Source organism: Stenotrophomonas sp. 3(2025) (genome assembly GCF_052665395.1).
On the sequence record NZ_JBQOIF010000011.1, the window covers coordinates 16955 to 30169 of the forward strand.

Annotated in this window: 15 protein-coding genes and 1 tRNA gene; 9 read left to right on the top strand and 7 right to left on the bottom strand. The window is 66.7% G+C overall.

All coding sequences use genetic code 11. The features are described from left to right. Positions 1–128 precede the first annotated feature (128 nt). The 4 genes from ACUXVE_RS10275 to ACUXVE_RS10290 all read left to right on the top strand — a co-directional run bounded on the left by ACUXVE_RS10275 (position 129) and on the right by ACUXVE_RS10290 (position 3952). On the top strand, positions 129–515 hold the full coding sequence (locus ACUXVE_RS10275) for a CopL family metal-binding regulatory protein (RefSeq protein ID WP_445514346.1): 387 nt from the start codon (positions 129–131) through the stop codon (positions 513–515). A gap of 75 nt (positions 516–590) precedes the next feature. Further along, complete coding sequence (locus ACUXVE_RS10280; protein WP_445514347.1) at positions 591–2402, top strand: copper resistance system multicopper oxidase; 1812 nt, start codon at positions 591–593, stop codon at positions 2400–2402. Beyond that, positions 2399–3358, top strand: coding sequence for a copper resistance protein B (locus ACUXVE_RS10285; protein WP_445514348.1), 960 nt, complete (start codon positions 2399–2401; stop codon positions 3356–3358). Before ACUXVE_RS10280 ends, ACUXVE_RS10285 begins: the two co-directional genes overlap by 4 nt. An 81-nt stretch (positions 3359–3439) precedes the next feature. Next, positions 3440–3952: a GNAT family N-acetyltransferase gene (locus ACUXVE_RS10290; RefSeq protein ID WP_445514349.1), complete on the top strand. Its 513-nt coding sequence runs from the start codon at positions 3440–3442 to the stop codon at positions 3950–3952. A 6-nt stretch (positions 3953–3958) separates the two neighbouring features. Here the strand turns inward: ACUXVE_RS10290 and ACUXVE_RS10295 are convergent, their stop codons facing one another. After that, on the bottom strand, positions 3959–4282 hold the full coding sequence (locus ACUXVE_RS10295) for a TFIIB-type zinc ribbon-containing protein (protein WP_445514350.1): 324 nt from the start codon (positions 4280–4282) through the stop codon (positions 3959–3961). A gap of 150 nt (positions 4283–4432) precedes the next feature. Between ACUXVE_RS10295 and ACUXVE_RS10300 the strand changes: the two genes are divergently transcribed. After that, the gene (locus ACUXVE_RS10300) at positions 4433–5200 is read left to right on the top strand and encodes a CPBP family glutamic-type intramembrane protease (protein WP_445514351.1); all 768 of its coding nucleotides are present in this window, start codon (positions 4433–4435) and stop codon (positions 5198–5200) included. Positions 5201–5292: 92 nt separating this feature from the next. After that, complete coding sequence (locus tag ACUXVE_RS10305; RefSeq protein ID WP_445514352.1) at positions 5293–5718, top strand: response regulator; 426 nt, start codon at positions 5293–5295, stop codon at positions 5716–5718. 248 nt (positions 5719–5966) lie between these two features. On the opposite strand, the gene ACUXVE_RS10310 is transcribed toward ACUXVE_RS10305, so the two are convergent. Continuing rightward, positions 5967–6902, bottom strand: a complete 936-nt coding sequence (locus ACUXVE_RS10310) for an alpha/beta hydrolase (RefSeq protein WP_445514353.1) — start codon at positions 6900–6902, stop codon at positions 5967–5969. 85 nt (positions 6903–6987) lie between these two features. After that, complete coding sequence (locus tag ACUXVE_RS10315; RefSeq protein ID WP_445514354.1) at positions 6988–7833, bottom strand: alpha/beta hydrolase; 846 nt, start codon at positions 7831–7833, stop codon at positions 6988–6990. A 713-nt stretch (positions 7834–8546) separates the two neighbouring features. Here ACUXVE_RS10315 and ACUXVE_RS10320 point away from each other — a divergent pair. Together ACUXVE_RS10320 and ACUXVE_RS10325 are read left to right on the top strand one after the other, a co-directional pair. After that, positions 8547–8903: a hypothetical protein gene (locus ACUXVE_RS10320; RefSeq protein ID WP_105164539.1), complete on the top strand. Its 357-nt coding sequence runs from the start codon at positions 8547–8549 to the stop codon at positions 8901–8903. Positions 8904–8981: 78 nt separating this feature from the next. Further along, positions 8982–9299, top strand: a complete 318-nt coding sequence (locus ACUXVE_RS10325; protein WP_445514355.1) for a hypothetical protein — start codon at positions 8982–8984, stop codon at positions 9297–9299. A 73-nt stretch (positions 9300–9372) separates the two neighbouring features. Here the strand turns inward: ACUXVE_RS10325 and ACUXVE_RS10330 are convergent. Continuing rightward, positions 9373–9448, bottom strand: a tRNA-Lys gene (locus ACUXVE_RS10330). Positions 9449–9622: 174 nt separating this feature from the next. On the opposite strand from ACUXVE_RS10330, the gene ACUXVE_RS10335 reads away from it, so the two are divergent. After that, entirely contained in the window at positions 9623–10582 is a 960-nt protein-coding gene (locus tag ACUXVE_RS10335; protein ID WP_445514356.1) for a DUF2268 domain-containing putative Zn-dependent protease, read from the top strand. A gap of 130 nt (positions 10583–10712) precedes the next feature. Here ACUXVE_RS10335 and queC read toward each other — a convergent pair whose 3' ends face one another. The 3 genes from queC to ybgF form a co-directional block, all read right to left on the bottom strand. Then, positions 10713–11378, bottom strand: coding sequence for a 7-cyano-7-deazaguanine synthase QueC (gene queC / locus ACUXVE_RS10340; RefSeq protein WP_445514357.1), 666 nt, complete (start codon positions 11376–11378; stop codon positions 10713–10715). A 77-nt stretch (positions 11379–11455) separates the two neighbouring features. Continuing rightward, a complete protein-coding gene (gene queE, locus ACUXVE_RS10345; protein WP_025874666.1) occupies positions 11456–12157 on the bottom strand; it encodes a 7-carboxy-7-deazaguanine synthase QueE in 702 nt (233 codons plus the stop codon). Positions 12158–12394: 237 nt separating this feature from the next. Beyond that, on the bottom strand, positions 12395–13213 hold the full coding sequence (gene ybgF / locus ACUXVE_RS10350; RefSeq protein ID WP_025874667.1) for a tol-pal system protein YbgF: 819 nt from the start codon (positions 13211–13213) through the stop codon (positions 12395–12397). Positions 13214–13215 lie beyond the last annotated feature (2 nt).

Here is a 13215-nt window from a genome sequence, read left to right on the forward strand (position 1 = left end):
CTTCACGCTCGCCGGGCATGGCCCGGCGCTACCAGGCTGCGCGATTGCGCACCCTTGCCCGGCTCAAACCTTGAACCACCCGTTCAGCCGGATGTGCATGTCCGCCCACTTGCCGCTAGATTAGCGCCATGTCCTTCGCCTCGACCCTGCTCCGTGTCGTGCTCATGCTCAGCCTGTTGCTCAACGGGCTGAACGCGGCCATGGCCAGCGGGCACGAGGACATGGGCCGCATGGCCCATGCGATGGCCTCGGCGATGACCGATGAAGGCGACGCCGACTGCCACCACCACGCCGGCATGACGGCCGACGAGGCGCCGCAGGCCAAGGCCCCCGCCCACGACGCACACTGCCAGATCAAGGACTGCGTGCGCAGCTGCGCCCAGCACCCGCTGCTGGCGGTGCAGGCACTGCCTGTCCTGACCGGTCCCGGTCTTTCCCTGACCCCGCAGCCGATGCCTGCCAATGGCCGCCCGGCACCGCCGCTGCCGCCGATCTCACGCCCTCCCATCGGCTGATCCAACACGCCTCGTGCGCGCTGCGCACTGAAGCCGGCCCTGCGCTGGCGTCTTTCCGTGTTTGGAGTCACCACCATGAGTACCCGTATTCCTCCCGGCCCGGGCGCTGTGCCCATGCCGTCGCGCCGTCTTTTCGTACAGGGCATCGCCGCTGGCGGCGTGGTCGCCGGCATCGCCGCGGCCGGCATCCCGCAGCGCGCGCTCGCCGCCGCTTCTGCCACGCCACGCCTGGCCGGCGCACCTTCGGTCATCAGCGATACCCGCGTCGAACTGGCGATCGGCGAGTCGCTGGCCAACTTCACCGGCCGCACCCGCCCGGCGATCACCGTCAACGGATCGCTGCCGGCACCGATCCTGCGCTGGCGCGAAGGCCAGACCGTGGACCTGTTCGTGCGCAACACGCTCGGCCAGCACCCTACTTCGATCCACTGGCACGGCATCCTGCTGCCGGCCAACATGGATGGCGTGCCCGGCCTGAGCTTCAACGGCATCGGCCCCGGCGAGACCTACCACTACCACTTCGACCTCAAGCAGTCCGGCACCTACTGGTATCACAGCCATTCGCTGTTCCAGGAACAGGCGGGGCTGTACGGCGCGCTGATCATCGACCCGGCCGAGCCGGCGCCGTACCGGCATGACCGCGAGCACGTGATCATGCTGTCCGACTGGACCGACATGGATCCCGGCGCGTTGTTCCGGCGCATGAAGAAGCTCGCCGAGCACGACAACTACTACAAGCGCACCCTGCCCGACTTCCTGCGCGACGCGCGTCGCGATGGCTGGTCGGCCGCGCTGTCCGACCGCGGCATGTGGGGCCGGATGCGGATGACGCCCAGCGACATCTCCGACATCAACGCGCACACCTACACCTACCTGATGAACGGGACCGCGCCGGCCGGCAACTGGACCGGGCTGTTCCGCACTGGCGAAAAGGTGCTGCTGCGCTTCATCAACGGTGCGTCGATGACCTACTTCGACGTGCGCATTCCCGGCCTGAAGATGACCGTGGTCGCCGCCGACGGCCAGTACATCCATCCGGTCAGCATCGACGAGTTCCGCATCGCCCCGGCCGAAACCTACGACGTACTGGTGGAACCCAGCGGCCAGGATGCCTTCACCATCTTCTGCCAGGACATGGGCCGCACGGGTTTTGCCGCCGGCACCCTCGCCGTGCGCCATGGGCTGCAGGCACCGATTCCCGCGCGCGATCCGCGCCCGTTGCTGACGATGAGCGACATGGGTCACGACATGGGCGGCGGTGGCCACGGCGGCCACGACATGGCAGCAATGAAGGGCATGGAAGGCGGCTGCGGTGCCAGCATGGGCCACGGCGCACATGGCGGCGGCGAGACCGTCAGCAAAGCGCCAAAGCATCCGGCCAGCGAGCGCAACAATCCGCTGGTGGACATGCAGAGTTCGGCCACCGAGCCGAAGCTGGACGACCCCGGCATCGGCCTGCGCGACAACGGCCGCCAGGTGCTGACCTATGGTGCGATGCGCAGCCTGTTCGAAGACCCCGATGGCCGCGAGCCCGGCCGCGAGATCGAGCTGCACCTGACCGGCCACATGGAAAAGTTCTCCTGGTCGTTCGACGGCATTCCCTTCGCCGGCGCCGAACCGCTGCGCCTGAACTACGGCGAGCGCATGCGCATCGTGCTGGTCAACGACACCATGATGCAGCATCCGATCCACCTGCATGGCGTGTGGAGCGACCTGGAAAACGCGCAGGGTGAATTCCAGCTGCGCAAGCACACCATCGACATGCCGCCCGGTACACGCCGCACCTATCGCGTACGCGCCGATGCACTCGGCCGATGGGCCTACCACTGCCACCTGCTGTACCACATGGAAGCAGGCATGATGCGCGAAGTGAGGATCGAAGAATGAGCCGTTCCCTGCTTGCCCCAAGCCTGTTGACCCTCGGCCTGTTGGCCGCGCTGCCCGCATTCGCGCAGTCCCATGCCGGCCATGACATGACCGCACACGCGCCTCCTGCCGATGCCACGCCAGCGGCCGACGTGGATCATTCGAAGATGGACCATTCGAAGATGGATCACGGTGCGATGGACCATTCGACGATGGACCATGGCGCGATGGATCACTCGACAATGGGCCACGACACACCCGCGCCGACGCAGCCGCGCGAGCCGATACCTGTCCCCACCGATGCTGATCGTGCGGCCGCGTTCCCCCCCATCGCGCATGGTGCGATGGAGCACGCCCCGGAGATCCACAGCCTGCTGCTGATCGATCGCCTGGAGCACTGGGATGGAAAGAACGGCAACGGCCAAGCCTGGGAGGCCAGCGGCTGGATCGGCGGCAACATCAACCGCCTGTGGCTGCGCACCGATGGCGAACGCAGCGAAGGCCGCACGGAATCATCAGGCGTGGAAGCGCTGTACGGGCGTGCAATTTCGCCGTGGTGGGACGTGCTGGTCGGTGTACGCCAGGACGTCCGCCCCGCCGATTCACGCACCTGGGCGGCGATCGGCATCCAGGGCTTGGCGCCGTACAAGTTCGAAAGCTCGGCCACGCTGTATGCCGGTTCCGGTGGCCAGCTGATGGCCAAGGCCGAGATCGAATACGACGTGCTGTTGACCAACCGGTTGATCCTGCAGCCCCTGCTGGAAGCTACCGTGGCCAGCAAGGACGAACCGGAGCACGGCATCGGCCGCGGCCTCAACAAGGTCGAAGCCGGCCTGCGCCTGCGCTACGAGTTCAATCGCCGCTTCGCGCCGTACATCGGCATCAGCCACGAACGCGCCTTCGGCGATACCACCGACTATGCCGGCGACCATGCACGCGACACACGCTGGGTCGCCGGCATCCGCATGTGGTTCTGAGCAGCGGATCATGAGCAGCAGCCAGCCCCGGCAACCGCCGGGGCCGGCTACACTGCCGCACGTTCCATTGCAGGCTGCACCATGTCGTTGCATATCCGCCGCGCCACCCTCGCCGACGTCGACGCGCTGTCGGCGATCGCCATCGCCACCTATACCGAAACCTGGGGCGATTCCTATCCGCCGCAGGATCTGCACGCGTTCCTGCAGGAACACTACGGCACCGAGCCGCAGCGAGCGGAACTGTCCGACCCGCGCAGCGCGGTGTGGCTGCTGCTGGAGGGTGAGACGGTGGTGGGCTATCTGGCCGCCGGCGCCAACACCCTGCCGCATGCCGAAGCACGCGAAGGCGACATCGAACTGAAGCGGCTGTACATCCTGGCCAGCCACCAGAACGGCGGCCACGGCGCGCGCCTGATGGATGCCTTCATGGCCTGGCTGGACCAGCCGCAGCGCCGCACCCTGTGGGTGGGCGTGTGGGAAGAGAACTTCGGTGCGCAGCGCTTCTACGCGCGCTACGGCTGCAGCAAGGCCGGCGAGTATGACTTCATCGTCGGCGACAGCCGCGACCGCGAGTTCATCCTGCGCCGGCCCTGAACCGCGTCAGAAATCGAACAGCTCGGAGAGGAAGCTCTCCTTCTTCTTTTTCTTGTAGCCCTGGCTGTGCTGGCCACGGTTGTCATCGTGGCGCTGGCCGAGATGACGGGTGTCGCGATGCATCACCGGCGGCGGAACGGCCTGCGGTTGCACCGGCGCGGGCCCTGGCGGCGGCATGGCGGCACCTGCACCGTCGGTGGCGCGCTCGATGATCTTGTCGAGTTCGCCACGATCCAACCATACGCCACGGCAGCTCGGGCAATAGTCGATCTCGATGCCATGGCGCTCGGCCATCTGCAGGGTCTGGGTCTTGCACACGGGGCACAGCATTCGCATTGCTCCTGTCGGTCTGGCCTCGACTGTACCTGTGTGCGGATGACTGTGCGGCAACGCATGACCGATGGCACAGGGACTTCCGGCGCGTGCCGCCACGTCCGCCGCCCTGCAGACTGCCTCGCGACCTCGCTGCAAGGAATGCATGTGACTGCCCGTGACTCGATTCCCACAGGCGTCCGCCTGTTGCTGGTGCTGCTTGGCGTTGGCCTCGGCCTGAACGTGCGCGACATCAGTGCCGCGCTGGGCGCGCCGATTCCCGCCCTGCCCATGCCCTACGGTAGCAGCCTGCTGGACAACGCGCTGGCGGTGCTGGTGGCACTGCTGCTGGCCACGCTGCTGCGCCCCCGCGGTGTGGGCCTGCTGGCCAGCCTCGGCCTGCGCGGAAACGGCCTGCGTGGCCCGTTGTGGGTGCTGCTGGCCAGCCTGCCGTGCTGGCTGGGGCTGGCCCTGCTGGGGACGCCCAACACGGCGCTGACGACGCTGGACGCCACGATGCTGGCCGTGCTGTTCCCGCTGGCCGAAGAAGTGCTGTTCCGTGGCCTGGGCTTCGTGCTGCTGGCGAAGATCGTACGCGGCCCCTGGCCGTTGCTCGCACTGCCACAGGCGCTGCTGTTCGGCATGGTGCACTGGCTGGGCTTCGGCGGCTTCGACGGCGGCGGCATGGCCCTGTTCGTCGGCGTAGTGATCGCCTTCGGCGGTTTCATCTTCGCCTGGCTCGACCACCTCGACGGCAATACCCTGTGGTGCGGTCTGGCCCTGCACGTGTCGATGAACCTGGCCTGGAATGTGTTCAGCCTCGACGACGCCGTTGCGCTCGGCTGGCAGGCCACCAGCCTGCGCATCGGCACCGCGCTGCTGGCGGTGGCGGCGCTGGCTTGGCATGTGCGGCGCCAGCGCAACCGCGCGCTGTAACGCCGGCTTAGCCGATCCTGCACACGGGGCTCACTGGGGGCTTGCGCATACTTGCGCGCCTTTCATGCCCTGCCGTCCGGAGTTGTTGCGTCATGCTGCTGTCCAAGCGCCACGTTGAACCACGCGTCCTGCTGATCGAAGACGCCGAGGAAACCCGTGAACTGAGCCGGATGGCGCTGGAGAGCCAGGCCTGCCACGTCGCAGGCGTCAGCAGCGCCGAAGCCGCGCTGGGCCTGCTGGCCGCCGGAGAGCGCTTCGACCTGATGTTCACCGACGTCAATCTCGGCCTGGTCAGCGGCATCGAGGCCGCCAACCGCGTGCGCAGCCTGTATCCGCAGCTGCCGATCCTGGTGACCTCCGGCATGGACCAGCATGACGTGCTGCCGCAACTGCACGACGGCATCCATTTCCTGCCCAAGCCCTACAACATGAGCGAGCTGCTGGATGCGATCCGGCTGTGCTTCCGCCATGCCGCCGATGCCGCGCTGATGCCGGCGCCGCAGGCAAGCGCGGCCTGAGGCTGCCATCCACGCATGGCGTGGATCTAGTGGTGCAGCCACGCATTGGCGTGGGTCTACTGGTGCATCCACGCGTGGCGTGGATCTACTGGTGCATCCACGCTTGGCGTGGCTCTACTGGTGCATCCACGCATGGCGTGGATCTACTGGTGCAGCCACGCATGGCGTGGCTCTACGGCGATGCGCACCGTTGCGTGAACGAAAAATGCTGCCAGTAGATCCACGCCATGCGTGGATGGAGCCGGCCGTCAACCGCCGGTATACGGTCCTTCGCCCGGAAGTACCTCAAGCAGCGCACGGGTGATCACGCGCGGATACACCGTGAGATGGTCTTCACCATCAATCACGATGTTCTCCACCTGCAGCTTGCGACCGCTGCGCTGCAGTTGACCGGCGAAGTCGGCGGCCTGCCGCAGCATGTCGTTGCCCGTTGAGTAACGCGGCCCCGGCTTGACCGTCTCGTAGCCGCCCACCGACAGCAGCACGCGGATGGGCTGTGACGGCATCACGGCGGCATCCTGCATGCGCGGCAGCAGGCCCTGGTCGAACCACAGCGACGGACTGGACAGGATGTAGGTGCCGAACATGTCGGGCTGGGTCGTCAGCACGTAAGCACCCAACAGCGCGCCATAGGAATGACCCGCAAACACGCGCCGGGCCGGATCGGTACGGTAGCGCGCATCGATCAGCGGCAGCGCGTGGTCAGCGAGGAAGTCGCGGTAATGGGCCGCGCCGCCATAGATCACGTCATCGCTGTAGTAGCCGGCAGGGGTGCGCACGGGGTCACTGGGAGTGTAGTCGCGCGAGCGGCTCTGTTTGGAGGTCAGGCCTTCCTGCGGCGGCAACCCGACCAGGATGAAATCCTCGATGTTGACGCCCTGCTGCCCGACCAGGTTGCGCACGCTGCGCACCAGCGGAAAGCTGTACAGCGCATCGGTCACGTACACCACCGGATAACGCTTCTGCGGATGCGCCGCGTAGCCGGCAGGCAACGCCACCCACAGGGCATAGTCGCGCCCGATCGGGTCATGCACGCGCAGTGACTCGGTATCGGGGAGCACAACGCCTGGCACCGCCGTCGCGCTTTCCCTGGCTTCCTTCTGCGTTGCCGGCGGCGCCACCGACATCGCGCACCCTGCCAAGGCCAGGCAGGCCAGCACACTCCATACACGCACACGCTGCATCCGCGCTCTCCTGTTGCGGGCGGCGCACCCAGGTGGCGCCGCTGATGCATCCTCACACACCGCGTTGTTGCGCGCCAAACCCCTCTCAGGGCGAGGCCGGCGGCGGTACCGGGAACAACGTACGCAGGCCCTGCAGCGCCGCCGGGTGGTAGATCGTGGCGTGGGTCTCTTCCGGCAGCGGCTGGTACTTCACCAGCGTTGCCGGCGATGACTGCTGCAGCAGCGCCGCCAAGCGTGCGCTCGACGCAGCCAGTTCCGGTTGGCCACTGCTGGCCAGGAACAGCCGCGCACCGCTGCGCGCGACGGAGGGCACCTGCTTGCCTGCGCCAGACAGCAAGGCGCCGTGGTTCCACCAGAGGCTGGGGTCCAGCGCGATATAGCTGCTGAACAAGGCCGGTTCCTGCAGCAGCGTCTCAATCACGAACAACCCGGCCAGCGATTCACCGATCAGCGCGCGCTCGTCGGTTGTCGCATAACGCTGGCGCACCTGCGGCATCAGTTCATCGCGCAGGAAATCACGGTACGCCGCCGAGCCACCGATGCGCGGCGCGATCTTCTGGTCCTCAGGATCACGGCTCGGGCCGGTCATGTCGCGTCGGCGCTCGGTGTTCTCGATGCCGACCAGCAGGAACGGTCGCATGCTGCCGTTGCCGGTCAGCACCTGCACCAACCCGGCCACGTGCAGGAAGTCCTCGCCGATGCCGCCGTCGGGCATGTACAGCACCGGCAGTGGCGTTTTCGGGTCCAGGCCCCACGGCTGCGGGCGGTAAACGTTGATGCGGCGGGTCTCGCCCAGCGCCTTGGACTGGAGGGTGAAGGTCTCGCCGATGACCAATGGAGAGGCGACCGTCGGCTGAGGCGCCGGTTCGGCGGCCATCAACGGCGCGGCGGAGACACAGGACAACAACAGCGACAGCACGATCAAACGCATGGGGCGCCCCATCCAGCGAAAGATGCCGAGCATAGCGCCCGGACGTGCGCATTGGCGCCTGCCAGATGCGTAGATCCACGTCATGCGTGGATGACTTGCCGTGACTCGCGCCCGGATAGGGCCCCATACCGCGCGTGCACCGCCATGTGTCGTGTTTGAACCGCCAAGGACGCCACTAGCGTCGCACCTGCACCGAAATGCGGTGGGTACAACTGGAACGCACAGAGGACATTGATGGCGAAAGTGAAGCCAGCTTTACACGCGCTGGCTCACGGCAGATGCATCGCAATGTGCGGTTTGCGGCATCTTCCAGCGCGATCAACCAGACGCGGAAACGAATGCGCCGTGTACTGACGCTTGCTGCGCAGGACAGGCCTGCGCCACCATCGTCGCGCGTCTGGATTCCGCATGTCCTTGCGGAAATTTCTGATTGAAATCCAAGCGCAGGCGTAAACACCATGCTGCGCCACCGACAACGGGTGGCACCGGGCCTGCAAGCCTGGGAAGACAAAAAGCATGTTGTTTGCGCTCACCCGTCGGCACTGTCTCCGGACCGTGCCGGCGGGTGATCCGTCGGCCTTTATGGCGGGCGGTGCGTGGGGGTCTTCGGATCCGCCGGTTAACTGCTTACTGTCTTCCCGGCTTGCAGCCATGCACCGTCCGCCACCCGCCTCACGCGGTGGCATTCCCACCTCAGAGCCGAGGAAGCCGAGATGACCGAAGGTCCGCCCTATCCCTCATATGCCGCCAGCGTCAACGACGACGATGACAACCCTGCGCCCGAACTGAGCACGTTCCTGGGCTGCCTCGAGCGCATCCGCGCGGGCGAAGGTGCAGACGGCCAGCCCTGGCCTGATACCAGCCTTCCCGCAGGGCGCAGGCTGGCACTGTCACGCGTGGAGCGCGCGGCCGTCGGCATGCTGACCGTGGCAGAGATGCTGCACGCCGCCGACCGCTGCCGGTCAATCGCAACGCCGGACCGGCATCTGGATGACGGCGTGGTCGAAGGGCTGTTCTTCGCCTTCCGCGGGCTGGCGGAACTGGTGTGCCGGGATATCCGGCCTGAGTAGCAACCCTGCACCATAATCCAGCCATACTCGGACCGGGCCCGTTCCGGGTTCCATCGACACTGACACAAGGAGGTTCGCATGTTGAATGCCATGGTCATTGCCGCGCTGGCCGCAAGCCCGGCCGCTTCCGTGCCATACGCCGACTGCCTGCTCGGCAACATCCAACCCGGGTTATCCGACCGCGCCGTGCAATTGGTGCAGCAGGCGTGCGCCGCAAAGCACCCCGATAGTTTCATCGCCTCGCTGGAGCTGGAGCACAATTACAGCGCCCAGCGGCAGGCCCGGTTCGACGCAGAGCGCGCCGCAGTGGAGCGCGCTGCGAACGCCGCCGCGGTTGCCGCACAAGTAGCGGCAGACCGCGAGGCAGCCCGTTCCCAGGGCGCGAAGTCCAGGTAGGACCTCAGGTTCTGCAACAAAAAAGGCACCGCTTGGCGGTGCCTTTCTGGATGACCGGAGTCATTGCCTGCAATGGTGGGCCGTGATGGATTCGAACCATCGACCAAAAGATTAAAAGTCTTCTGCTCTACCGACTGAGCTAACGGCCCATGCAAGGCCCCGGCCTTTCGGCGGGGTGGGCATTCTACCGTACTTTTCCGGGTGGGGTGAAGCCGGGGATCTACCAGGTTGCCGGCCAGCGGCCGCCACTACCCCGGCTGCGGGCCTCTAAACCTTTCCGCCACGTGCCGCATCTCACCTGCGACCCTGCCCCGGAGCGATGGATGCGCCTGCCACTGCCGTTGATGCTCGCCCTGCTGCTGCCGTTTGCCGCCTCTGCGGCATCGCCTGCACAGGTGCGGACCGACGACATCGGCCGCTTCTGGGCTACCTACGATGCGGTGCTCACCGAGCCCGATGCCGCGCAGCGTGTGGCCCTGGTGCAGCAGCGCTATATCGAGCCCGGCAGCCCTGGCCTGCATGCGCTGATGAAGGTGCGCAACTACACCGCCGCCGAATACGCACAAGCAATGCTCGCCTGGCCGCGCTTCTGGGCCTCGGTGCGGCCGCTGACCGCCAACGCCCGGCAGGCCAGCGCTACGCTGGAGCGGGATCTGGCTGTGTTCCGTAAGCTCTACCCCGCCCTGCGCCCGGCCAGCATCACCTATGCGGTGGGCGTGCTGCGCACAGGCGGCACCACGCTGGGCAACCAGGTGCTGATCGGCGCGGAGATGGCACTCGGCGATGCAAGTGTGGATGTCAGCGAACTGCCGGAGCCGTTGCGCAGTCGCCTGCGGATCTTCTACGACAGCACGCCCGGCGCGAACAACGCGCAGAACAACCTGCATGAGTACGTGCACACCCAGCAGCGCGAGACAACCGGTTCGCTCGCGCAGTACGCGGTGCGCGAGGGCGTGGCCGAGTACATCGCCGAGCGGATCAGCGGCCGCCGCCCGGCACTGCCGCTGTATGCCTACGGGCCGTTGCACGAATCGGAGATCCGCGCTCGCTTCATCGCCGAGATGGATGGCGATGCGCTGGACAGCTGGCTGTACAACAGCGCCCGTAATGCGTTCGGGGTGAGTGATGTGGGGTACTACGCGGGGTATCGCATCGCGCAGGAGTACATGCGGCAGCAGCCGGATGAGCAGGCGGCGATCGCACGGATGATCGAGCTGGATTACAGCGATCCGGTTGCGGTGCGCGGTTTCATTGAAGCATCGGGTTGGCTGCAGCAGCGGTAGCGCCGGGCCGAGCCCGGCGGGTCAGGCAGTGCGAACCAACGGTTCGCACCCACCGGGGTAGCCGGGCAGCGGTAGCGCCGGGATAGGGAGTGCGAACCAACGGTTCGCACCCACCACCCACCGGGCGCGGTCAGGCGTACAGCGTCGGGTCGGCCACGCCGGCATCGGCGAAGCCCTGCGCGCGCAGGCGGCAGGCATCGCAGTGGCCGCAGGCCGCGCCGCTGGCATCGGCGTTGTAGCAGGACACGGTCAGGCCGAAGTCCACGCCCAGTCGCACGCCTTCGCTGACGATCTGGCCCTTGCTGAGGAACTGCAGCGGCGCATGCACGGTGATGCCCGCGCCTTCCACGCCCGACTTGGTCGCCAGGTTGGCCAGCGCTTGGAAGGCGGCGATGAACTCGGGGCGGCAATCCGGGTAGCCGGAGTAGTCCACGGCGTTGACGCCGCAGAAGATGTCGTTGGCGCCAAGCACTTCGGCCCAGCCCAGCGCCAGCGACAGCATGATGGTGTTGCGCGCCGGCACGTAGGTGACCGGGATGCCCTCGCCGCCCGCCTCGGGCACGTCGATGTCGTCGGTCAGCGCCGAGCCGCCGATGCTGCGCAGGTCCACGTCCACGATCTTGTGCACGATCACGCCCTGGGCCTTGGCCACGCGCGCGGCAGCATCCAGCTCGGAGGTGTGGCGCTGGCCGTAACGCACGCTGAGAGCATGCACGGCGAAGCCCTGTTCCTGGGCCATGGCGATGACGGCGGCTGAATCCATGCCGCCGGAGAGAAGCACGACTGCCTTCTTCATGGGTAAATCATCCGGTTGGGGGAGAAAGCCAGCACGCTGTCCCGCGCCGGAGCTACATCAGGAAACGCTGCGCCGGCTCATCGGCCCGGCTCGTCGTTCCACAGGATTTTATGCAACTGCATCTGGAAGCGCACCGGCAGCCGGTCTTCCACGATCCAGTCGGCCAGCTGGCGGGCAGTGATTTCGCCCTTGCTGGGAGAGAAGAACACCATCGTGCGCTGCACCAGCTGGTGTTCGGCGACCATGGCCTTGGCCCAGTCGTAGTCTTCGCGGTTGCAGATCACGAACTTGATCTGGTCACGCGTGGTCAGCAGCGGCAGGTTTTCCCAGCGGTTGCGCGCGACCTCGGCCGAGCCCGGGGTCTTGATGTCGACCACGCGCGACACGCGCGGATCAACGGCGCTGACGTCCAGCGCACCGGAGGTTTCCAGCGACACATCCAGGCCGGCATCGCACAGCTTCTGCAGCAGCACCAGGCAGCGCTTCTGCGCCAGCGGCTCGCCGCCGGTCACGCAGACGTGGCGCACGCCCTGGGCCTGCACGTGGGCCACGATGTCGTCGATGTCCCACCAGGTGCCGCCGTGGAAGGCGTAGGCGGTGTCACAGTACTGGCAGCGCAGCGGGCAACCGGTCAGGCGCACGAACACGGTCGGCCAACCGGCGGTATCGGCTTCGCCCTGCAGGGAGGTGAAGATCTCGGTGATCTTCAGGCGCGGCAGGGGCGACTGCACGATTTCGCTGGGCGTGGCGACGGCGGCGGACGGGGGAACGGCGGTCATGGCAGGGACTTCTTGATGGGACACGTGGCGGGTGGGCTACCGTGGCCGGTAACGAACGCAGCCGAGCATGGCTCGGCTCTACAACAGCAGCCGGTCGGGTATGGCCCGGCGGGTAATGCAAGCCGCCGGGCATGGCCCGGCGCTACCGGATCCGGACGGGTTTGCCGACCCGGAAACGAAAGCAGCCGAGCAAGGGCTCGGCGCTACGGGGAACACATTGTACGCCCGGTCAGCGGATCAGCGGATCTGATTGCCGAGGCGGATCGACTGCAGGCGGTCCTGCGCGGTACGCGCGGCATCCGAGCCCGGGTATTGCGCCACGACGGTCTCCAGCGTCTGCTGGGCCTGGTCGACTTTGCCCTCGCCGTACTGCGAGAGGCCGACCTTGAGCAGGCCGCCAGCGGCCTTGTCGTGGGTGGGATAGCGCGAGAGCAGTTCGCGGAACTGGGACTCGGCCATCGGGAAATTGCGGGTGGCGTAATAGCTTTCGCCCAGCCAGTACAAGGCATTGGGGGCGTAGACGCCGTTCGGGTACAGCTCCAGGAAGCTCAGGAACAGCTGCGCCGAATCATCGTACTTGCCCGCCTTCAATGCGTCGAAGGCCACGTTGTAGGACGTACGCTCGTCACCGGTGACGGCCAGGCTGCCCGGGTCACCATGGACGGAAGGCGGCCGCTCGGAAGTGGCCGCCGCTGCGGGTTTTGCCGGGGCTGCAGGAGCCTTCGGTGCGCTCGCCGGAACCGCAGGCAGGGCCGGGGCGGCAGAGCCCCCTTCCAACCGGTTCAGGCGGCTGTCCAGATCCAGGTACTGGTCCTGGGCGGTCTGCTTGAGCTGGGCGTTGTCGTGCTGGAGTTGCTCGATCGAGGCCTGCAGGCTGGTGACCTGCTGCCGCAGCTGATTGATCTGGTTCAACAGGTCCTGGTTGGCACTGTTGTTGTACATCTGCTGCTCGAGCGAACCGACGCGGTCGGCCAGGCTCTGACGTTGTGCATGCGCCGGTGCGGCAGCCACGAGGGCTGCCGCAACGACCAGCATCAGTTTGATGCCAAGGCGCATGG

Excerpts from the sequence above, each read along its gene's own strand:
- ACUXVE_RS10275 (WP_445514346.1), top strand. The coding sequence starts at position 129 with ATGTCCTTCGCCTCGACCCTGCTCCGTGTCGTGCTCATGCTCAGCCTG.
- ACUXVE_RS10280 (WP_445514347.1), top strand. The coding sequence starts at position 591 with ATGAGTACCCGTATTCCTCCCGGCCCGGGCGCTGTGCCCATGCCGTCG.
- ACUXVE_RS10285 (WP_445514348.1), top strand. The coding sequence starts at position 2,399 with ATGAGCCGTTCCCTGCTTGCCCCAAGCCTGTTGACCCTCGGCCTGTTG.
- ACUXVE_RS10290 (WP_445514349.1), top strand. The coding sequence starts at position 3,440 with ATGTCGTTGCATATCCGCCGCGCCACCCTCGCCGACGTCGACGCGCTG.
- ACUXVE_RS10295 (WP_445514350.1), bottom strand. The coding sequence starts at position 4,282 with ATGCTGTGCCCCGTGTGCAAGACCCAGACCCTGCAGATGGCCGAGCGC.
- ACUXVE_RS10305 (WP_445514352.1), top strand. The coding sequence starts at position 5,293 with ATGCTGCTGTCCAAGCGCCACGTTGAACCACGCGTCCTGCTGATCGAA.
- ACUXVE_RS10310 (WP_445514353.1), bottom strand. The coding sequence starts at position 6,902 with ATGCAGCGTGTGCGTGTATGGAGTGTGCTGGCCTGCCTGGCCTTGGCA.
- ACUXVE_RS10315 (WP_445514354.1), bottom strand. The coding sequence starts at position 7,833 with ATGCGTTTGATCGTGCTGTCGCTGTTGTTGTCCTGTGTCTCCGCCGCG.
- ACUXVE_RS10320 (WP_105164539.1), top strand. The coding sequence starts at position 8,547 with ATGACCGAAGGTCCGCCCTATCCCTCATATGCCGCCAGCGTCAACGAC.
- ACUXVE_RS10325 (WP_445514355.1), top strand. The coding sequence starts at position 8,982 with ATGTTGAATGCCATGGTCATTGCCGCGCTGGCCGCAAGCCCGGCCGCT.
- ACUXVE_RS10335 (WP_445514356.1), top strand. The coding sequence starts at position 9,623 with ATGCGCCTGCCACTGCCGTTGATGCTCGCCCTGCTGCTGCCGTTTGCC.
- queC (WP_445514357.1), bottom strand. The coding sequence starts at position 11,378 with ATGAAGAAGGCAGTCGTGCTTCTCTCCGGCGGCATGGATTCAGCCGCC.
- queE (WP_025874666.1), bottom strand. The coding sequence starts at position 12,157 with ATGACCGCCGTTCCCCCGTCCGCCGCCGTCGCCACGCCCAGCGAAATC.
- ybgF (WP_025874667.1), bottom strand. The coding sequence starts at position 13,213 with ATGCGCCTTGGCATCAAACTGATGCTGGTCGTTGCGGCAGCCCTCGTG.